19 protein-coding genes are annotated in these 19,288 nt (G+C 59.9%); 11 read left to right on the forward strand and 8 right to left on the reverse strand.

What is annotated here, in order from left to right; all coding sequences use genetic code 11:
- Nucleotides 1-111 precede the first annotated feature (111 nt).
- Nucleotides 112-1,212 carry a P-loop NTPase fold protein gene (locus AC6HU3_RS10090; RefSeq protein WP_497473636.1) on the forward strand — a complete coding sequence of 367 codons (1,101 nt, stop codon included), beginning with the start codon at nucleotides 112-114 and terminating at the stop codon, nucleotides 1,210-1,212.
- A gap of 920 nt (nucleotides 1,213-2,132) precedes the next feature.
- On the opposite strand, the gene AC6HU3_RS10095 is transcribed toward AC6HU3_RS10090, so the two are convergent.
- Nucleotides 2,133-5,801: a CHAT domain-containing tetratricopeptide repeat protein gene (locus tag AC6HU3_RS10095; protein ID WP_497473637.1), complete on the reverse strand. Its 3,669-nt coding sequence runs from the start codon at nucleotides 5,799-5,801 to the stop codon at nucleotides 2,133-2,135.
- Nucleotides 5,802-5,960: 159 nt separating this feature from the next.
- On the opposite strand from AC6HU3_RS10095, the gene AC6HU3_RS10100 reads away from it, so the two are divergent.
- The 8 genes from AC6HU3_RS10100 to AC6HU3_RS10135 all read left to right on the forward strand — a co-directional run bounded on the left by AC6HU3_RS10100 (nucleotide 5,961) and on the right by AC6HU3_RS10135 (nucleotide 13,968).
- A complete protein-coding gene (locus AC6HU3_RS10100) occupies nucleotides 5,961-7,979 on the forward strand; it encodes a prolyl oligopeptidase family serine peptidase (protein WP_497473638.1) in 2,019 nt (672 codons plus the stop codon).
- 90 nt (nucleotides 7,980-8,069) lie between these two features.
- The gene (gene rocD, locus AC6HU3_RS10105; protein WP_497536317.1) at nucleotides 8,070-9,272 is read left to right on the forward strand and encodes an ornithine--oxo-acid transaminase; all 1,203 of its coding nucleotides are present in this window, start codon (nucleotides 8,070-8,072) and stop codon (nucleotides 9,270-9,272) included.
- Nucleotides 9,269-9,496 carry a hypothetical protein gene (locus AC6HU3_RS10110; protein WP_497473639.1) on the forward strand — a complete coding sequence of 76 codons (228 nt, stop codon included), beginning with the start codon at nucleotides 9,269-9,271 and terminating at the stop codon, nucleotides 9,494-9,496. Before rocD ends, AC6HU3_RS10110 begins: the two co-directional genes overlap by 4 nt.
- Nucleotides 9,486-10,379 carry an MBL fold metallo-hydrolase gene (locus AC6HU3_RS10115; RefSeq protein WP_497473640.1) on the forward strand — a complete coding sequence of 298 codons (894 nt, stop codon included), beginning with the start codon at nucleotides 9,486-9,488 and terminating at the stop codon, nucleotides 10,377-10,379. Before AC6HU3_RS10110 ends, AC6HU3_RS10115 begins: the two co-directional genes overlap by 11 nt.
- Entirely contained in the window at nucleotides 10,373-11,308 is a 936-nt protein-coding gene (locus AC6HU3_RS10120) for an OmpH/Skp family outer membrane protein (protein WP_497473641.1), read from the forward strand. The genes AC6HU3_RS10115 and AC6HU3_RS10120 overlap by 7 nt, the downstream gene beginning before the upstream one ends.
- Nucleotides 11,305-12,192 carry an ROK family protein gene (locus tag AC6HU3_RS10125; RefSeq protein WP_497473642.1) on the forward strand — a complete coding sequence of 296 codons (888 nt, stop codon included), beginning with the start codon at nucleotides 11,305-11,307 and terminating at the stop codon, nucleotides 12,190-12,192. Before AC6HU3_RS10120 ends, AC6HU3_RS10125 begins: the two co-directional genes overlap by 4 nt.
- The gene (locus AC6HU3_RS10130; RefSeq protein ID WP_497473643.1) at nucleotides 12,189-13,499 is read left to right on the forward strand and encodes an amidohydrolase; all 1,311 of its coding nucleotides are present in this window, start codon (nucleotides 12,189-12,191) and stop codon (nucleotides 13,497-13,499) included. Before AC6HU3_RS10125 ends, AC6HU3_RS10130 begins: the two co-directional genes overlap by 4 nt.
- A gap of 55 nt (nucleotides 13,500-13,554) precedes the next feature.
- Nucleotides 13,555-13,968, forward strand: coding sequence for a hypothetical protein (locus AC6HU3_RS10135; RefSeq protein WP_497473644.1), 414 nt, complete (start codon nucleotides 13,555-13,557; stop codon nucleotides 13,966-13,968).
- A 10-nt stretch (nucleotides 13,969-13,978) separates the two neighbouring features.
- On the opposite strand, the gene AC6HU3_RS10140 is transcribed toward AC6HU3_RS10135, so the two are convergent.
- The 7 genes from AC6HU3_RS10140 to AC6HU3_RS10170 form a co-directional block, all read right to left on the reverse strand.
- Nucleotides 13,979-15,082, reverse strand: a complete 1,104-nt coding sequence (locus AC6HU3_RS10140; protein ID WP_497473645.1) for a hypothetical protein — start codon at nucleotides 15,080-15,082, stop codon at nucleotides 13,979-13,981.
- Between the two features lie 12 nt (nucleotides 15,083-15,094).
- On the reverse strand, nucleotides 15,095-15,799 hold the full coding sequence (locus AC6HU3_RS10145; protein WP_497473646.1) for an ABC transporter ATP-binding protein: 705 nt from the start codon (nucleotides 15,797-15,799) through the stop codon (nucleotides 15,095-15,097).
- Nucleotides 15,796-16,383, reverse strand: a complete 588-nt coding sequence (locus tag AC6HU3_RS10150) for a class I SAM-dependent methyltransferase (protein ID WP_497473647.1) — start codon at nucleotides 16,381-16,383, stop codon at nucleotides 15,796-15,798. Before AC6HU3_RS10150 ends, AC6HU3_RS10145 begins: the two co-directional genes overlap by 4 nt.
- Nucleotides 16,384-16,758: 375 nt before the next feature.
- A complete protein-coding gene (locus AC6HU3_RS10155) occupies nucleotides 16,759-17,052 on the reverse strand; it encodes a hypothetical protein (protein ID WP_497473648.1) in 294 nt (97 codons plus the stop codon).
- 179 nt (nucleotides 17,053-17,231) lie between these two features.
- Nucleotides 17,232-17,456 (reverse strand): integrase core domain-containing protein, encoded by a 225-nt coding sequence (locus tag AC6HU3_RS10160; RefSeq protein ID WP_497473271.1) that lies wholly within the window; start codon nucleotides 17,454-17,456, stop codon nucleotides 17,232-17,234.
- A 32-nt stretch (nucleotides 17,457-17,488) separates the two neighbouring features.
- The gene (locus AC6HU3_RS10165) at nucleotides 17,489-18,121 is read right to left on the reverse strand and encodes an IS3 family transposase (protein ID WP_497473272.1); all 633 of its coding nucleotides are present in this window, start codon (nucleotides 18,119-18,121) and stop codon (nucleotides 17,489-17,491) included.
- Complete coding sequence (locus tag AC6HU3_RS10170) at nucleotides 18,118-18,498, reverse strand: transposase (RefSeq protein WP_497473649.1); 381 nt, start codon at nucleotides 18,496-18,498, stop codon at nucleotides 18,118-18,120. The genes AC6HU3_RS10165 and AC6HU3_RS10170 overlap by 4 nt, the downstream gene beginning before the upstream one ends.
- Nucleotides 18,499-18,817: 319 nt before the next feature.
- Between AC6HU3_RS10170 and AC6HU3_RS10175 the strand changes: the two genes are divergently transcribed.
- Nucleotides 18,818-18,973 (forward strand): hypothetical protein, encoded by a 156-nt coding sequence (locus tag AC6HU3_RS10175; protein WP_497473650.1) that lies wholly within the window; start codon nucleotides 18,818-18,820, stop codon nucleotides 18,971-18,973.
- Between the two features lie 27 nt (nucleotides 18,974-19,000).
- Entirely contained in the window at nucleotides 19,001-19,216 is a 216-nt protein-coding gene (locus tag AC6HU3_RS10180; RefSeq protein ID WP_497473651.1) for a hypothetical protein, read from the forward strand.
- Nucleotides 19,217-19,288 lie beyond the last annotated feature (72 nt).

Here is a 19,288-nt window from a genome sequence, read left to right on the forward strand (position 1 = left end):
GCCCCCCGGTAGCGCTGTATATTGTATTTGTCTTCTGCCGCCCGAAAAGGAGCGGAAGCGGTGCTCTCTATTCTGCCCGAAAGACCTCGACCAGATGCATACACAGAGGAGGTGGAGAAGATCGCTACCGTCGCCAACGAGATGAGTGGCCTCACCCAGAGCGGTGTGGTGATGGCCATCACGGGAGAATGGGGGATTGGCAAAACCTCTTTGCTGAAAGCGCTGGAAGAGCATCTTTCTTCCCATCACGTTCCAGTGGTTTTTTATGAAGCCTGGCGCTTTTCCGAAGATCCCCACCCTCTTCCTTCCCTTCTTCGCACCCTCCAGGACCAGCTCACTGGAGCGAAAAAGTTTCAGTCTATCTTCTCCGGCCTCGACTGGGGAGAGATCCTTCAGACAGCATCTCTTCTGGCTCCGAGTGTCATCCAGCCGGCTGGAGCCATCGTTGCCGGCTTTTTGAAAAACCCCTCCCCTTCGTTCACCCTGCAGCATCGGCTTCGTAAGTTATTCCAGTCAATCAAATCCCACCAAGGGAGTTCAAAATACCCTCACCTTGCCCTGGCGCTCCTGATCGACGATCTGGATCGGCTTGCACCAGACCGCGCATACGCCCTCATTGAGGTGCTCCGGTTTTATTTTGACGTGGACGACATCCTTGTGGTGGTGGCCATCAATCCCCGTCCCCTGGTGGATCACCTCCTCCGGCACAATCTCGTGGCCGGTGAGGATGACACCGCCCGCAGAGCCAACGCTCACCGGTTCCTGGAGAAGGTGGTCCACTGGGAATATCCAATGGTCCCCAGGACATCCGATGAGGTCCTCGAGACTCTCAAGCGTCAGAACGAATTCCAAGAAGTCCAAGAATTCCAAGAAAAATTCACCACAACCCTCAACGACTCTCCTCTCAAGGACTCACGTTTCCCCCCACGTGTCTGGATCCGGCTCTGGAACCGGACGGCGACCTTCATGAAGCAATGGGATTCGAACAACGTTGAACAAGATCTTCCCCACGCCTTCCGCCTTGCCGTCTGTCAGACATTTTATCCTGATGCCTATGCACGACACATGGGTTATCCTCTTTCACCCGTGATGGGGTCTGTGGGAGACGTTTTTTCCTTTGTGAAAGGTCAAAAATCCCCTTTTCTTGACAAGACAACAAATGAGAAAGTGATTTCCTGGCTTCAAGGAGAAACACGGGAGGAGAATGTATGATTCGAGAAGAAGACCTCCGGCGGGGATGGCATCGTCTGGTGCGCCAGCGTGAAGGGCGGGAGGAGGTGAAGGCCTTCCTGGAAAAGCGCCTGGAAGAGGCCTTGAGAACGGGGGATCCCGTGCGCATCCATTCTGCACTCGATTATCTGTTTGCTCAGTTACGCCACGGTTTTCCCGAGGGGACGGAGGAGGAGCGTCGCGCCTGGGCCGCAGACAGGATGCCCCAGGTTCTGGAGGCCCTCACTTTCCTGGACCGGCCGAAGATGTGGAGGGCTCAACTTCCCACAGGTGTGCTGTTCCTGCGAAATGCGCTTCTTGCGCAACGCTCCCGGAGCGAACGTGCGGACTGGACAGCCCGGCTCGCCTTCTGGATGTTGATGGTGCTGTATCACCTTTCATTCCAGGATCAGGATGATGAAGATGTGCAAAGGACGACATATCTTGCACTGCGCGCCCTTTTCCGGATGGGCCTTCCGCTGAAATCTCTGCAGAAACACACCCTGAGCCTGGACGATTTTGTCCTGGCCTCGGCACACCGGAATGCCTTTGATTCCCTGGTTTCAGAAGTGCAAAAACACGGATCGTCTTCGAAATGGGACCTCTATGAAGGCATTCAGATGCTCCAGAGGGAGCTGGCGGGCCTTCCCGGGACTTCTCCCGCTGAGGCCCTGCTTCGCTGGTGGTGGTGGCATGAAGTGCCGGAGATGGACGAACGGATCGCCCTCCAGCAATGGACCGAAACGGTTCTGAACGCCTTTCGCCAGGCTTCTCCCGAATGGAAGGGCCTCCCGGGAAACCTTCTCCGGAAAATCACGGGGCTCACCGCACCGTTTGACAAACCCTCCGTCGCTTTCCACATCACTGCGCGAAAACCCCCGGAAAGAGGGGAACGATCCGGGGATTTGGCCAACATCCCCCGATCAGATCTCATCTTCCGGATCGGAAGCCAGCACTTCCTGGAGGAGTTCCAAATGCGGATGGCCCACCCACCCACGGAGGTGGAGAAGATAAGGCTGGAGATGTTGCCTGAAAAGTTCCTCTGAGACCTTCCCCTGAAAGAACTCCCCATAAAGATCCCCCGGATCACGGGCCCTTTCCATCAAACGAACAAGCCATGTTCGCACATCTGCCGGGAAGAACCGGCGTAAGGCTCCAAGCGTCCTTGTCAGGTCTTTCCGCATGTCCGGTGAAAGGGCCGTCGGAAGGCACACGAGGCGGGATGCAAGGTCCAGCAGCAAGAAGAACCCCGCCACATGCTGGAGACGCGAAACAATCTCCCGATCCACATCCTGTCGGGTGAGCCTCTCCAGAAATACAGGGATTCTTTCCCCCTTTTTCCCACGCCACCAGGCCTCCAGCGCCCGAACCCACCACCCCTCCCCTTCCTCCACCTGCCCCACCATCACCTTCAACTCCCCAAGATGCCGATACGCATTCCCCAGATTGTTCCACACCCTCACATCATCTTTCCCCCGCTTCAGCGCCTCTTCATACGCCTCCACCGCCTTCCTCAAAAACCCCTCCCCTCCCTCCACCTCACCCACCATCACCTTCAACTCCCCAAGATTTGCATACGCAATCCCCAGATTGTTCCACACATCCACATCATCTTTTCTCCGCTTCAGCGCCTCTTCATACGCCTCCACCGCCTTCCTCAAAAACCCCTCCCCTCCCTTCACCTCACCCACCATCACCTTCAACTCCCCAAGCCTCACATACGCAATCCCCAGATTGTTCCACACCCCCACATCATCTTTCCTCCGCTTCAGCGCCTCTTCATACGCCTCCACCGCCTTCCTCAAAAACCCCTCCCCTCCCTTCACCTCACCCACCATCACCTTCAACTCCCCAAGATGCCGATACGCATTCCCCAGATTGTTCCACACCCCCACATCATCTTTCCCCCGCTTCAGCGCCTCTTCATACGCCTCCACCGCCTTCCTCAAAAACCCCTCCCCTCCCTCCACCTCACCCACCATCACCTTCAACTCCCCAAGCCTCACATATGCAATCCCCAGATTGTTCCACACCCTCACATCATCTTTCCCCCGCTTCAGCGCCTCTTCATACGCCTCCACCGCCTTCCTCAAAAACCCCTCCCCTCCCTCCACCTCACCCACCCTCATTTTCAACTCCCCAAGCCTCACATACGCAATCCCCAGATTGTTCCACACCCCCACATCATCTTTCCCCCGCTTCAGCGCCTCTTCATACGCTCCAATCGCCATCTGAAGCAGTCTTTCCGCCATGGGCACCTCACCCCGGTGCAGGAGATCTTCTGCCAGATTCTGCAAAACATCGGCAAGGTTTACCTCCCCCACAAGAACCCTGCCGGGAAGGCGGAGGAGGGAAAGAGGAAGCCCGCGGTTCAGCCAGAGCCGGAGCCCCTCCATGAAGAGCATCCCCTTTTCCTGCTCATCGTCAGGGACAATGCCGAGGTCTCTCGCTTTTTCCGGATACCGGAGGATCAGGGCGATGCGAAGAGAAGGAGGAATCTCCTTCAGGTTTCTCAAGCGTTCCCGGAAAGCCTTCCATTCATCTTCCGGCCCATCCGGAACCTCTCTGGTGATCAGATAGGACCAGAGCGCACGGGGCAGGCGGGCTTCCGGATCAGAAGGGTCCACAAGTGCGAGCCCTTCTTCCAGGAGACGGCGGAACGCTGCCGATGTGAGTTTGAGCCAGGCCGGGCGCGGGATTCCCGGTCCCAGCGCGGGAAGAATCGGAAGATCTCCAGAAAACTGACAGAAATAGGCCACATAATCTTCCATCACCTGGATGAACTCCGGATGCTCCACGATCTGTTCCGGGAGCCATTCGTCCCGGAAACAGCTCTCTGCAAAAATCCGCAGGGCCAGTGGATGATGGCCAAACCACCTGTGAAATTCCCGAAGGGCCTCAACCAGCACAAAACGGTTCGGGGGAAGACAGTTCTTTTCCCGGCGACGCGTTTCAACAGCAGCACGGACATACAGGGCGGTTTCCATCGGGGCAAATTCTCCCAGCTTCACGCCCCGCAGCGGTGTGCGCGGATCCATGTGAAGGCGAAGCCGGGAAAGAAGGAGGACCTGCCACTGATCGGTGGCCACCAGACCCTGAAGCCAGGTTTTCCACGCCGGGGGAAGCACCCAGGGGAAATTGCGACGGTTTCCCTTCCAGGCTTCGGGGCTGTTCAACACCTGTTCGAAATTGTCCAGAATCAGGATGATGGGAACCCCGACTCCTTCAAGACCGCTCCCCGTGGTGAGATCGTCGGGCGTGAGGGAGATTCCGGTCTGCCTGTTGATCTCCCCGGTTATCCACCGGGCAAGTTCTTCCGGACTTCTCCCGCCTCTTTCCGCCATGTCCACATACACGACGGAAGGGAAAAGACCGGTGAGAAACCGGGCGAGATATCGGGCCAGAACGGTTTTTCCCACGCCTCCCAGTCCATGGAACTGCACGATCTTGTGTTCCTGAAGAAGTTCCACCGCCTGCCGGACCTCCCGATAGCGATAGACCATGGTTTCGGGGAGGTCTTCTTCACCTGGAAGAATGTGGATTGCAGGAGGGGAGACCTGATCCTGCGGTGCTTCCCTGAACCGATAAACAGGCTGGTCTGGTGTATAGGAGAACAGCCGGGGAAGGCTCCACGCCTCACCCGAGCGATCCAGCAACCGGAACTCCCCAAGGAGGGCCCCCGCAGGAACTCCCTGCGCAAGTGCAGCATACAGGTTTTCCGCCATGAGAACGGCCACATGATCCGGCACGACGTTTCCATGGGCGACCACTGTGGCCTGCGGGAGGAGACGATGGAGGGTGAGCGCCAGGGAAGGAAGGTTTTCCTCCCCCATTGCGGTTTCGCATGCGTTGAGCACCACGAGGCGAAGGTCGCGTTGCGCCAGAGCCAGCGATTCCACCACTTCTTCCACCTCCCGGAGATCTTCTCTCCCATCCTCTCCTTCAAAAACAAGACGACCCCCACGGATCGCATGTCCCGCAAAATGAAGGACGTGGTAGTTCCGACGGTCCAGGTGCTGCCGAAAGTCCTCCAGCGTGCCCCCCAGCACCAGATCCAGTTTCACCCGATTTTTGTGCAGGAGAGGCTTCAGGGCGCGGCTCACCCGATCAAACTCTGCAAGTGGATTGATCGGCGCCTTTTCATACATTTCCCGCGAAAGCGCAACGAAGAAAAGGATCCGGAGGGGAGGAGCCTGCACAGGTGTCCATCCTTCCAGGAGGGCACGATCCGGCAAGGGGAGATGCTGTCGAATGAGGTGGAATCCCCGGCGCCGAAAGATATAGCCCAGACGGGAGTGCTCGTCCCACCCTTCCACGTAGAACCACTCCAGCGGGAGGCGCAGAATTTCCTCCGGCCCCCGAACCACGAGGAAATGTTCGCCCCCTTGTTCAACCCACGAAAGGAAAGCTTCGCGGCGTTCACGGGTGTTGAGGAGGAGGTGGGCCGGAAATCGTCGCCGGTTTTCGATTTCTTCTTTCAGCGTCGGTTGCTGAACGGGCGGAAACCACTTGTCATCTCCGACCTGCCATCCCCGGAACGTGAGACGGGTTACATAATCCCCGTCTCTCCGGAAAAACTCAACAACAAGCATGTCCGACAACGTCATCCCTTCCACCCTTTTGGCCCACACCCGGACGTTCTTTTCTCCGCAGCGCGTTTTCTATGGCTAAAGCATTCACCTCGAAGGAAGGAAAGTCAAGCCCGCCCGCCAGGTTGATCGGCCAGGCCTTTTCCTTCATCCTTCCGGACCATGAAACCCTTTCCCTGTCCGCCCCGACCGGAACCCGAACCCGTGGTCCTGGAGCGGTTCGGGGACCGGCGGGTGGACCCCTATGCGTATTTCCGTCATCTGGACGATCCCCGGGTCCTCCCCCACCTTGAGGCTGAAAACCGGTGCTTTGCCGGGGCCCTGGCCGGGCTTCACCAAGAGGTGGAACGCCTGTTTGAGCGCCTCGCCACCCTCGCGCTGGAGGATCAGGACACCTACCCCTTTGAGGAAGGTCCGTTCCGGTATTTCTTCCGGATCCGGAAAGGGATGAACCATCGCCAGTTCTGGCGCATCACCCCCCAGGGGGACGAAGAGCTCCTGCTGGATCCCAACCCCCTGGAAGAACAATACGCCTATGTGGACGTGGCTCAGGTGTTCCCTTCTCCGGACGGCACGTTTTTCTTTTATCTTCTGGACACCACGGGGGACGAAACCTACCATCTCCATCTGGTGGAAAGCGCCACGCGGCGGGAACTCCACCGCATCGAACGCGATGTGTCCTGGGCCGCCTGGCTCACGCCCAGGGTTCTTCTCTTCGTGGAGAAAACCTCCCGCACCCGGCGACCCTTCCGGGTGTGGCGCTGGGACCTGGACCGGGAACCGGTGGTGCTGCTGGAAGAGCCCGACGAGGCCTTCTTTGTGAGCGTCCGGCGGTCCCTGGACCGGCGGTTCGGGATGATCGAACTCCACAGCATGGACACCACCGAACTCTGGCTCCATGCCCCGGACGACGAACGCCCCCGCCTCCTTCTCCCCCGGGAAAAAGGCGTGGAGGCCTGGGGGGAGCCCCGTCGGGACGAACTCTGGGTGCGGACCAACCGGGATGCCCCCCAGTTCCGCCTGGTCAGAACGTCCCTCCACCGCCCGGATCTGGATCGGGCGGAGGAGGTGGTCCCCGAGCACCCCGATGTGGGGCTCATGGATTTTCTGGTGTTCGACCACCACGTGGCCCTTCTGGAGCGCCGGGACGGCCTTCCTGTGGTGGACATCCTGGACATCGCTTCTGGCGAACGTCACCCGGTCACTTTTCCCCATCCGGCCTATGAGGTGGCCTTTGACCTTCACACCCGGGCGGACACAACCGAACTGCGCCTGACCTATTCCACCCCGGTAACCCCTCGAAGGACACTGGTGTACGATATGGCAGCCCGGCGGCTGGAGACCCGTCACGCCCTGTCTGCCCCCGATCACGATCCCGAGCGGTATGAGGTGACGCGGGTGTGGATTCCCTCCCACGACGGTGTGAAGGTCCCGGCCACCGTGGTCCGTCCCCGGGACCTCCAGGACCCCATGCCCCTGTTCCTGGAAGGCTACGGAGCGTACGGGATTCCCTTTCCCCTCTCCTATCGCCCCAGCGCCGTGGCCCTTCTGGAGCAGGGGGTGGCGTGGGGTGCCGCCCACGTTCGGGGCGGAGGGGAACTGGGAGAGCGATGGCACGAAGAGGGGAAGCTCCTCAAAAAGAAAAACACCTTCCTGGACTTCATTCACGTGGCCGAACACCTGGGCCATCAGCCCTGGGTGGACCGGGAGCGCATTGCCATCCGGGGTGGAAGTGCGGGAGGGCTCCTGATCGGGGCGGTGGTGAACCTCCGGCCGGATCTCTTTCAGGTAGCCCTGGCCGAGGTTCCCTTTGTGGACGTGCTCAACACCATGCTGGACCCTTCTCTTCCCCTCACCGTCACCGAATACGACGAATGGGGCAACCCCAACCAGGAAAGGTTTTACGGTTATATCCGGTCCTATTCCCCCTATGACAACATCCGGGATGCGCGCCATCCCCACATCCTCGCCGTGGGTGGGCTTCACGACCCCCGGGTGCGCTTCTGGGAACCGGCCAAGTGGGTGGCCCGTCTGCGGGACCACAATCGGGGACAGGGGCAGATCCTTCTCCGGATGGAGATGCGGGGAGGCCACTTCGGCCCCCCCGGACGCTACCACCGTTTCCGGGAGATGGCTGAACTCCTGAGCCTGGTCCTCCACCTGCTCAACACCCCGCGGTAAGTTCACGTTTCCCCCACGCATTTGATGGTTCCCCGGAAAAGGCGTATCTTTGGGGGTGTTTTTCCAAACAAGGAGCGGGCCATGAGCCAGATGACCCGGACGCAGGAATTGATCGATCTTGCCGAGACCTACGGCGCCCACAACTATCACCCCCTTCCCGTGGTGCTCACGAAGGGCGAAGGCGTGTGGGTGTGGGACGTGGAGGGGAAGAAATACCTGGACATGCTCTCCGCCTATTCCGCCCTCAACCAGGGCCACCGGCACCCCCGGATCCTCCAGGCGGTGAAAGCCCAGCTGGAACGCATCACCCTGACTTCCCGTGCCTTTCACAACGACCAGCTCGGCCCCTTCATGGAAAAGATCACCCGCCTCACGGGATATGACAAGTTTCTTCCCATGAACACCGGTGCGGAGGCGGTGGAAACCGCCCTGAAAGCCGCCCGGAAATGGGGATACCTCAAAAAGGGCGTGCCGGACAATCAGGCGGAAATCATCGTGGCCGAAAACAACTTCCACGGCCGCACCATCACCATCATCAGCTTTTCCACCGAAGCCCAGTACCGGTACGGCTTCGGGCCCTTTACCCCCGGTTTCAAAATCGTGCCCTATGGGGACGCCGAAGCCATCGAAAAGGCCATCACGCCGAACACCGTAGCGGTCCTCCTTGAGCCCATCCAGGGGGAGGGCGGGGTGATCGTGCCGCCAGAAGGCTATCTGGCGAAAGTCCGGGACATCACCCGCCAACACAACGTCCTCCTCATGCTGGATGAAATCCAGACCGGCCTGGGACGGACGGGGAAACTGTTTGCCTATGAATACGAGAACGCCCGTCCTGACGTGCTCATCGTGGGCAAGGCCCTGGGAGGCGGGGTGTATCCCGTGTCGGGCATCCTGGCCGACGACGAGGTGATGGATGTCTTCACTCCGGGCGATCACGGTTCCACCTTTGGCGGCAACCCCCTCGCCGCCGTGGTGGGCATGGCCTCCCTGGACGTCATCGTGGAAGAGCGTCTCCCCGAACGGGCCTTTGAGCTTGGAAACTATTTCATGGAGCGTCTCCGGGCCATTCCGAGCCCCTACGTTAAAGAAGTCCGGGGCAAGGGACTCCTGATCGGCGTGGAGATCAAAGAGGAACATGGAACCGCACGGCCCTTCTGCGAGCGGCTCATGGATCTGGGAATTCTGGCCAAAGAAACCCACCACCAGGTCATCCGTTTCGCCCCACCCCTCGTGATCACGAAAGAAGAGATCGACTGGGCGCTGGAACGGATCGAACAGGTGCTCACCGCGTGACCGACGCGCTCCTTCAGCACACCTACCGGGATCTCGGGGAGCGGGTGCGCATCCTGGCCCGGGAGGTGCAGGAACTTCTCCAGATGTTTCCGGAGTGGGTGGAAGATCCGGAAGAGGACGCCGTGCTCCTGGACATCCACATCACCCTGGAACTCATCCTCTTCGAACTGGAACTCATTTTCGAAACCCTTGAGGAATTCCGGGACCTGGCCCATGCGGTCTGAAGGAGGCCGGGCACCGGAGGTGAAGGTCCTGGCCTCGGAAAGTCTGGGCGTGCGGGCCTTTGCCCTGCAGGTGGAGACGGGGAAGGGGGTGTTGCTCGTGGATCCGTGCGTGGCCCTGGCGCCCCGGGTGCAGGGGCTGCCTCCTGCACCGGAGGAACTTCAGGCCTTTTTTGCCGCGTGGGAGCGAATCCGAGAGGCCCTCGCCTCGGCGAGATGGGTGGCCATCACCCACTACCATCACGACCACCAGGTTCCCTATCTCCCCCTCACCTTCCCGGAGCCTCCACCTCACGTTTTTCTCAAATCCCCTGAGGACACGAACCGGAGCCAGAAAGCACGGGCAGAGCTTTTGATCCGTGCACTTGATGAGCGGAACATTCCCTGGAGCATTCCTCAAGGCAAAACCCTTTCGCCCGCTTCAGACGTATCTTTCTGGTTTTCTCCTTCTCTATTTCACGGGATGACCCCCCGCCTGGGGACGGTGATGATGGTGGGCGTGGAATTCGGTGGGCATCGGGTACTTTACACTTCCGATATTCAGGGACCGGTTCGGGAAGATCACCTGGAGGGTATTCTGTCCTTTGCCCCCCAGGTGCTCTTTCTTGATCCCCCCATGGCACCCGGTGGGAAGATGCCTGACGCCTTTTTCACGCATATGGAGAAACTTCTTCATGCCCTCCCCTCACTGGAGGTGCTGGTGGTGGATCACCATCCCCTGCGGGATACCCGGAGGGACCGCTGGTGGGGCCAACTTGAAGCCATGGCGACCCGTTATGGGGTTCGACTCACCACAGGTGCAGGCTGGAACGGAGAAGAGGAGCGTCTGCTGGAAGCCCGCCGACCGAATCTCTGGAAAACGCACGCAGGAGGCTTTCCATGGTGATGCTGGGTTTGCTGCTGGTTTCGGCCCTGCAGGTGGGACTGGTGGATATGGGGCGCATTGAACGGGAATACGTGGATTTCCAGGCCGCCCGCAACGAAATTGACCGCCTGAACCGGGAATGGATCCGCCAGCGAGACAGCCTCCAGCAGCAGATCAACGAACTCAAAGCCCGGTTCCGGACCCAGAGCCCCGCCATGACCGAAGAACAGCGTCTGGAAATGCTGGACCAGATTGACGCACTGGAGAAGGACCTGCAGAGCTTTGTTCAGCGCATCTGGGGTCCGGGTGGGGAATACGCCCGGCGAAGCCAGGACATCCTCCAGCCCTACATGGACCGCATCCATGAGGTGATCCAGCGGCTTGCCACCGAGCAGGGACTCGCCCTGGTGATCGACGTCAAAGAAGCCGGCGCAGTGTTCTGGGACCCTGCCCTGGATCTAACCTCCATGGTCCTCGACGAACTGAACCGAACAGCGGTGTCCGCCACCACCCAGCGCCTCCGGATCGCGGTTGCCCCCTTCCTGGCCCGCACACCGGAAACCCGACAGCGGGGCTGGGCAGAAATTGTGGAAGAAGAAGCCCACAAGGCTCTCCGGGCGTATTCCAGGATTGATCTCGTGCTGCGGGGAGATGTCGCGCAGGTGGCGGACCGTCTCAACGCCCGGCGGGACAACATGACCCTGGATCTCGCCCGTGAAATCGGAATGCAGGTCAACGCCCAGGTGGTGGTCTATGGCGAGGTGGAGTGGAACAACGGCCAGGTGCAGATGACGGTTATCTTCCTGGATCTCCGGGAAGGAGGGGAGGGACAGATCCGGGCACGGGGAAGTCAGCGCGTGCAGGACACCCGAACTGCGGTGGAATCGGCCGTTCGTAACCTGGTGCAGGGACTTCTGGAACGGAACTTCCCCGAGGTGGTGGGACGATGATCCTGGCCCTGGATATCGGGGGCACCCGGGTGAAAGCGGGACTGGTGAAAGAAGGACAGGTGCTGGACCAGGCGGTCTTCCCCACACCGGGGCATCCCCGGGACCTTGTTCCGGCGCTCAAAAAACGCTTCGAATTTCGCTGGAGAGACATCCGGGGTGTGGGGGTGGGCCTGGCGGGGCTTGTGAAAAACGAACAGGTGGTCCAGGCCCCCAACCTCCCGCCCGTCTGGTGGGTGAGCCGGCCTCAACTCGAAGAGCTCTTTGACTTTCCCATCCGGATGGACAACGACGTGAATGTCGCCCTGCTGGGAGAGGTTGCGTATGGAAACGGCAGAGGGGCCCGCAGTGCGGTGCTGATCGCCCTGGGCACGGGAGTGGGCGGAGGGGTCTGGATGGACGGCCAGCTGATGCGGGGCGGTGGGCTTGCCGGGGAAATCGGCCACATGTCTCTCGCTCCCCTTTCCGGTCCGGTGTGCCGGTGCGGAAACCGGGGATGTGTGGAAGCCTATCTCGGCGGATGGGCGGTGGAAGCATGGATCCAGAACAACCGCGCCCAGCAGCGCATTCCAGAGGGCCTCCACACCATGGAAGACCTGGCCCGGTCGGATCATCCCCGGGTGGAGGCGTTTTTCCGGACGTACGGAACGATCCTGGGACACACGGTGGTGTCCGTGGTTCACCTGCTGGATGTGGAGCGGGTGCTTGTGGGCGGGGGCATCGCCCATGCGTGGGGCCGGTTTTCTCCTTATCTTTTCGAAACGCTTGACGACGTTCTTCTGGCGAAAGACATCCGGAATGTTTCGGTCACGCGAACAAAGTTCGTTGAAGAAGCCGGCATTCTGGGTGCTGCGGTGCTCTTTGAACGAGAAGGAGGCTCTGCATGAAAACGCTGGTTCGGGGAGACTGGGTGCTTCCCATCACTTCTCCACCCATCCAGGAGGGTGCGGTGGTGTTTGAAGGAACACACATCGTGGAGGTGGGTTCGGCTGAAGAGCTCCTCCGGCGTCATCCGGACGCCACGGTGGTGGATCGCCGGCCGGCCATTGTGATGCCCGGCATCGTCAACACCCACACCCACGCGGCCATGATCCCCTTCCGGGGGCTTGCCGACGACCTCCCTCTCATGGAGTGGCTGGAGAAGTACATCTGGCCTTCGGAAAGCCGGTTCGTGAATGAAACCTTCATCCGGACAGCCCTGCCCGGTGCCCTCATTGAGATGGTCCGGAGCGGAACCACCACCTTTGCCGACATGTATTTCTTCCAGGACCTGGCGGGTGAAATTGTCCGGGAGTTCGGCATGCGGGCCGTTCTGGGGGAAGGGGTGATCGACTTTCCCACCCCCGCGGCACCCACACCGGAGGAACAGCTTCGCCGCACCGAAGCCCTGATCCTGAAGTTCCAGGGGGATGAACTGATCTTTCCCGCCGTGGCGCCCCATGCCCCCTATTCCTGCTCCCCCGAACTTCTCAAGAAAAGCCGCGCGCTGGCGGATCGTTATGGCGTTCTGATCCTCACCCACATCGCCGAAACCCGGAACGAAGTGGAGATCATCCGGGAACGCTATGGGACCACGCCCGTTCGTCACCTGGACCACCTGGGTTTTCTGGACGACCGGGTGGTGGGGGCCCACAGCGTGTGGGTGGACGATGAGGAGAAGACCATCTATCGGGATCGGGATGTGGCGGTGGCCCACTGTCCGGAGTCCAATCTGAAACTCGCCTCGGGCGTGGCGCCCATTCCGGATTACCTTCGGTTCGGGATCCGGGTGGGACTGGCCACGGATGGAAACGCGTCCAACAACGACCTGGACATGATCGGAGAGATGCGCACAGCGGCACTCATCCAGAAAGGTGTGCGTCTGGACCCCACGGTGATGGACGCCCGAACCGTCGTGGAAATGGCCACCCTGGGAGGGGCCCGGGCCCTCCATCTGGACAATCGCATCGGGAGTCTGGAGCCTGGCAAAGAGGCAGATGTGGTGGTCCTCCGCACAGACGCCATCCACGCCGCACCCCACTACGATCCCTATTCCTGGATCGCCTATTCGGCAAAGTCCACCGACGTGGACTCCGTCTGGGTCCGGGGGAAGGCCCTGCTCCTCGCGGGCGAGATTCAGGGTCTGGACGAAGAGGCGGTGAAAGAAAACCTCCGGGCGCTGGCCCGGGATATTCAGGCATCGGTTGGATCCTAACGCCAGGGAGGTGGGTATGGAATTTCGAAAAACGATCCTCACGCAGCTCGAAGGCATGAAGATGGAAGAACTTCAGGGGCTGTGGCAGCTCCTGGAGCGGGTGGAAGCCCGTCGAATCGTGCGGGAAAACCGCAAACGCCGCCCCCGAAAGAAAGACGAACTCATCGCGGCACTCCGGGAGCGGCTGGAACAGCTGGACAACGAGGACTGGCGGGTGTTTGAATCCCTGTTCCGCCGGGTTCACATCCTGAACCTGCTGGAAGAAACCTGGAGAGAACTGGAGGAACGCAAAGGGGAGCGCATCACCATTCGGGAACTGGTGGAGACATCCCGGAAGAAGATCCAGAACGTCCCCGAACTTCGCAAAACCCTGAAGGAGATGACCCGGAAAGAGCTTCAGGACGCCATCAAATCCTTCACCCGCATGCGGCTTCTCCGGGCCCTGGAAAGCTCCCTGGAGGAACTCTGAACGGCACGCGTTATTCCACGTATCGCCAGTAGAGACCGATCCCCCATCCCAGGGGACCGAATTCCTGATCGAGGTCTCCCCATCCCCGGAAAAGCCAGAGGGCGAGGTCCTGGCGATCGGAGAGATCCCGGTAGAGGTACGCCTGGAGCAGGACCGATCGGTCCTCCAGGTTCAGGATGGCCAGTCCCTCCAGCCGGTTCACGGTCTGGAAAGACCAGGACATCTTCGGGATCGCATACGCCCCTCCTCCCAGCCACCGGAACCCTCTGGCCATGAGACGGCTTCTTGCCGAGGGGGAGAGATCGGCATAGCGCACCATTGCCAGGGAAAACTCGCGGTTCCCGGATAGATAGGTGAAGCCCGTCTCCACAGCCCACTCCCTTCGCCGATCCGATGAATCTTTCCCAGGATGCCATCGCCCCTCCACCCACAGAATGAAAGGCTCCTCCAGCCGTTCCCCATAGGCACCCAGGAAGGTTTCTCCCCGGAGCACGCCCCCCAGCCCTCCCAGGGTGGTCAACCCCTGGTCCAGCCGGGCAAGTCCCAGCCAGGAGGAATCATCATGCACCAGAACCCCACCCCCCAGGGCGTTCCGAAAAAGCCAGAGCCGGACAAAGTCCCCGGTGGGCTCCAGTCCCGGATCCAGGGTGGTGGGTGGGCGGGGGGTGACCACATCCAGCACACCGGCCACCCGGCTCACCCCGGGATGGACGGGCATCCTCCCCACCCCGAAGGCAAAAAAGGGCCCCTGCACCATGGCCTCCCCACGGAGGATTTCGCCTTCAAGGACAATGCGCCCCACCGTGTCCCTCCGGATGTCAGCCAGCCCGGACCACCGGAGAGGTTCAGGTCCCGGAACGGTCCAGAGAAAGAGAAAGGGTGTGGTGGCCCAGGACGACCGCCCTTCCAGCGCACCGGAGAGGCGGATGTGGCGTCCTTCTCCTGAACATTCCAGCCGGAGGGCGCTTGCGTGGAAACCCACGCCTTCCAGATCCGGCAGGAGCCGGACCAGAGCCTTCGGAGCAAACCACGCCCCTGCAAGTTCCCGGAATTCCACACCGCAGGCCGCCCCACCCAGCGCAAGCCCCGCCCAGAGCCATGCAGAAGGGATCACGACCGCTGCAACTCAGGAGGACGGGAGGGCTTCCTGGAGCACATCTTCCAGGACGCGACCGTCCCGCAAACGGATCACCCGTCGGGCATAGGAAATCACCAGGGGATCGTGGGAGGAGAAGATCAGCGTCACGCCCTCTTCCTCGTTGAGCCGGACCAGGAGGTCCATGAGGTTCCGGGCGTTGTCCGTATCCAGGTTGGCGGTGGGTTCGTCCAGAAACACCACACGGGGCTCGTGAGCCAGGGCACGAACCACGGCCACCCGCTGCTGCTGGCCCCCGCTCATCTGAGCAGGCCGGCGTTTCTCCAGTCCTGCAATGCCCAGTTTTTCAAAATAGGACCGGATCCTTCGCTCCCGCTCTGCCCGGTCCACGCCCAGCATCAGGAGCACCAGTTCGGCGTTTTCCTGCGCGGTGAGAACGGGAATCAGGTTGAAGGCCTGAAACACAAACCCCATCCGGCGCAGTCGAAGTTCCGAGAGGGTGTCCTCGTCCATCCGGGTGAGATCCCGGTCCTCAAAAAACACCCGGCCCTCGGTGGGGGCTTCCAGACCGCTCATCAGGTTGAGGAGGGTGGTTTTGCCGCTTCCGGAGGGCCCGGAAAGCACCACCCGTTCCCCGGAGCCGATCTCCAGGGTCACCCCCTTCACCGCCACGGTCCGGGCCTCGCCCGAACCAAACACCTTCGTGACGTTCTCCAGACGGATCACCGGGTTCATCCCTGTCCGTTCTCCCGGTTTGGAGCCAGAATGGCTTCCAGAACGTAGTGATAGGGATAGATGTCGTGGGGTTTCACCGCCTGCACCTCGCCCCGACCCACCAGAAAATTGTGGACCGCAAACTCCGAGAGCCGTTCCTCCAGCGGCGGTCCGGCGGGGGTTTCTTCCCGTTTCCAGTCCACGATCACGATGCGCCGGCGGGTGATCCGGACCAGTTCCCGGAAAAAGGCTTCCCCATCCTGCACCTCGTGGAACACGTTCACCAGCAGGGTTCCGTCCACGGCTTTTTCGGGCAGGGGAATGTGGTTTTCACCGGAAAGCACCATCTCCACATTGTCCACCCCCGCTTCCCGCAGACGGTTCCGGAGGATGCCCAGCATGGGCGCCTGAATGTCCACCGCATACACCTTCGCCACCCGCCGGGCCAGGGGAAGGGTGAAAAACCCGGGACCGCACCCCACATCGGCCCACACCTCCGAAGGCTTCACCCTCAGCGCGTCCAGCAGCCGATCCGGGTCCTGCCATTCCCTGCGTTCCGGGGACACGAGACGTTCCCAGTTCTCGTGGGGGAATTTGTGCGCCATGGTTTAACCATACAGGAACGGCAGAGAACCGTCCACCAAAAAATCGCGGTTTACCCATGAGTCAGACACCATGCTTTCGATCCGGGTTTTCCACGGACTAAGCCTCCATGAGATTACGCGATTGGAGACCGTCCATGGCCCCCCAGCCCCCCCGCCAGGGGTGGGGAGATAATACCTCGTCAGTTTAGGGAAAACCCCTCATTTTGGGTGGTTTTTCGGGGGTCCCCACGTGGTTTTCCAGAGAAAACCGCGTGGGGTGTATTCGGTGGCCTTCTGGTTGAGGACGTGGGATGGGGATACCATTATGTGGGACGAAAAGATTGCGGATACCAACGGCACGAGCGGGTTCATCGCCTGGACAGACAGCACGTGGAATCACATTCCGTTCGGCACCGGGACGAACGCCATCTCGGTGTTCGTTCCGCGGTCAGAGCGCGGGGGTTTGAATTTATGAGGATCTTTCTTTACCATTCCAACATGGCAAAACGGTGGGGGGCTCTGATCCTGGTTCGGATGGTTCTCTCCCCTGACATGCGGGAGGAGGGAGGAAAGTAGATGAAACGCTTCGTCCCGGTGCTCGCACTTTCGCTGATCTTCGGTTCCTGCCAGTATCTTCCCTTCTGGCCTCTGAATGACCGGCAACAAGAGGAAGGTCCGGACGTCATCCATCTTGCAACCAACTTCTACGGCATCCTGGTTCCCTCCACCGGCCAGATGTATGGGTGTGTCTGGGTTATTTTCGATTATGGACGTCACTGGGAATGTCGGGGATTCTGGAAGTTGGATCCACACACAGGGGACCTTGTCCCGTCCGGCTATATGTTTACATCCGGAAGGGGGGAGTCGGTTCATGATGGCCTCCCGGATGCTTTGATGGCTTCAAAAGCTGGAATGACAACCTCTCCTCTGTACACCTCCTCCGGTGTCGCATACCCCAACGCTTCGTGAGGACGATCCGTGTTGTACAGCCTGATCGCCTCTTCCACCGCCCGACGCAACGACCCCTCGTCCGGAAATCCCTCCCCAAGCCCATACTCCCCCTTCAACGTCCCAATCGCCCGCTGGGCCCCCACGGCGTTTCCTTCAGGAAACGCCGTGGGGTACTCTACGCATTCCCCTTCCGACCCATGCTCGCCTGAATTCCCTGCCTTTCCAGATACTCCACGTACCGCCGGTTCGTGTACTGCACCCCATGGTCGCTGTGATGCACCATCCCCTCCCGCTTCCACAACGCGCCTTCCACCGCCATCTGCAGTGCCTCCAGCGCATAGGTCCCCTCCAGGCTCCGACCCACCCTCCATCCCACGATCTTCCGGCTGTACAGGTCCATTACAACAAACAGATACCGGAAATCCCCGCCCACCGGCAAAAACGTGATATCTGCCACCCACACCTGGTCCGGACCCGTGACCCAGAAACCCTTCAGACGATTGGGAAAAGTCTGATCTCCGGATCTTGTGGTCCGAACCCGGGATCGCGGGGATGGCACCGTCAGATCCGTCTCTCGAAGAAGGGCATACAGCCTGTCCCGTCCCATCCGGATCCCTTCTCGTTCCAGAAAGGGCTTCAACTTCACAAGAAGTTTTCGCCCGCCCATCCGGGGGTGCTTCCTCCGGATCATCTGGACCATGAAGATAACCTTCTCCTCCTCTTCTCGCCTTCGTTTCTCCCGACGCTTCTTCTGATAGTACGCCTGGCGGGTGATCCCCATGGCTCTGCATACGGCTTCCACCGTCACCCCCGGTCCTCCTTTTTCTCTCGCCCGTTCGATGATCTCCGTCCGTTTTTTTTCGCGAGGTCCTTTCCATACGTCTCCTGATAGATCTCCAGCGTACCTTCCAGAACGGCCTTTTCCACGGCCAGACGGGCGATGGTTTTCTCCATCCAGGCGATCCGGCGACGGAGTTTCCGGATCTCGGCTTCGGCGTCGTTTTCCGTTCCCGAAGTTACAGGTGGATGCACGCTGTATTGCTCAATCCACCGCTTGATCGTCATGGTGCCTCCAATGCCATACTTCCTCCGGAGGGATGATAGCGAAGCCCCTTCCTCATATTCCCGGACCACCTGAAGTTTGAAGGCTTCCGTGTACCGTTTTTTCTTGCTTTTTCCAGACATTTCTTCTCCTCCCCCGACCCCCCTATGATACACCCAAAAATGTAAACGTTTTTCCGGACGGGTCACACACGCTTCCATCCACCCACTGGCTTACTCCTTTTCGGGAATCATTTCAGGCACTATCAAACAGGGGAATGGTATGAACTGGATCGTAATGTGGAAGGAGAAATTGAGGGTGACATGCTTCCTCATTCGATGTGGATTGGTCTTCGGGATAGCTTTTTGCTGTTCACACAAAAACAGAAAAGTCCAAATCACGTGCTTCAATTTGATGCATGGCTCATCCGGAATCTGAGCAGGCATTTACAGGAGGTTACCGATGGAAATCCGGTATCTGTGGTTCTTCATCCCCGTATGGCTGATGGGTCAGGAGGCCCTGCATTTCGATTTTTCGGGAAGCGTCCAGGGAGGGAACCAACCCAAGACGGGAACCGTTCTGCACTTGCGCTTGCGCGTCCAGGCTTCTGATGATTAAACTGCCCCCTTCGTCATTGGTCCAAAGGTGCCCTCAGGCCTGGAGTTCCTTGGTGGAGACACCCTGAAAACCCTTGCACTTTCACCCGGGGATCGGGATTCCGTCCAGATGACCCTGCGGATCCATCAACCGGGTGTGTATCGCGTGGGCTGGTTGATTTTGCCGGCCCATCGTGACACCGTGACACCGTTTGAAACACTCTACCTGACCACATTCTTTGTTTCTCGTGAAGATACGGGCTAATTTCTGGACTCGTCTCGGATCAAAACCCTCCTTCAGAAGGGCGGGCTGTATAATGACCTGAACCATGCGCAG

This window comes from Caldifarcimen microaerophilum (assembly GCF_055387105.1).

What these genes read in the sequence shown, in the direction of transcription:
- AC6HU3_RS10175 (WP_497473650.1), top strand. Translation starts at nt 18,818, where the DNA reads ATGGAAATCCGGTATCTGTGGTTCTTCATCCCCGTATGGCTGATGGGT.
- AC6HU3_RS10100 (WP_497473638.1), top strand. Translation starts at nt 5,961, where the DNA reads ATGAAACCCTTTCCCTGTCCGCCCCGACCGGAACCCGAACCCGTGGTC.
- AC6HU3_RS10120 (WP_497473641.1), top strand. Translation starts at nt 10,373, where the DNA reads ATGGTGATGCTGGGTTTGCTGCTGGTTTCGGCCCTGCAGGTGGGACTG.
- AC6HU3_RS10150 (WP_497473647.1), bottom strand. Translation starts at nt 16,383, where the DNA reads ATGGCGCACAAATTCCCCCACGAGAACTGGGAACGTCTCGTGTCCCCG.
- AC6HU3_RS10170 (WP_497473649.1), bottom strand. Translation starts at nt 18,498, where the DNA reads ATGTCTGGAAAAAGCAAGAAAAAACGGTACACGGAAGCCTTCAAACTT.
- AC6HU3_RS10155 (WP_497473648.1), bottom strand. Translation starts at nt 17,052, where the DNA reads ATGGATGACGTCCGGACCTTCCTCTTGTTGCCGGTCATTCAGAGGCCA.
- AC6HU3_RS10115 (WP_497473640.1), top strand. Translation starts at nt 9,486, where the DNA reads ATGCGGTCTGAAGGAGGCCGGGCACCGGAGGTGAAGGTCCTGGCCTCG.
- AC6HU3_RS10135 (WP_497473644.1), top strand. Translation starts at nt 13,555, where the DNA reads ATGAAGATGGAAGAACTTCAGGGGCTGTGGCAGCTCCTGGAGCGGGTG.
- AC6HU3_RS10095 (WP_497473637.1), bottom strand. Translation starts at nt 5,801, where the DNA reads ATGCTTGTTGTTGAGTTTTTCCGGAGAGACGGGGATTATGTAACCCGT.
- rocD (WP_497536317.1), top strand. Translation starts at nt 8,070, where the DNA reads ATGACCCGGACGCAGGAATTGATCGATCTTGCCGAGACCTACGGCGCC.
- AC6HU3_RS10125 (WP_497473642.1), top strand. Translation starts at nt 11,305, where the DNA reads ATGATCCTGGCCCTGGATATCGGGGGCACCCGGGTGAAAGCGGGACTG.
- AC6HU3_RS10145 (WP_497473646.1), bottom strand. Translation starts at nt 15,799, where the DNA reads ATGAACCCGGTGATCCGTCTGGAGAACGTCACGAAGGTGTTTGGTTCG.
- AC6HU3_RS10130 (WP_497473643.1), top strand. Translation starts at nt 12,189, where the DNA reads ATGAAAACGCTGGTTCGGGGAGACTGGGTGCTTCCCATCACTTCTCCA.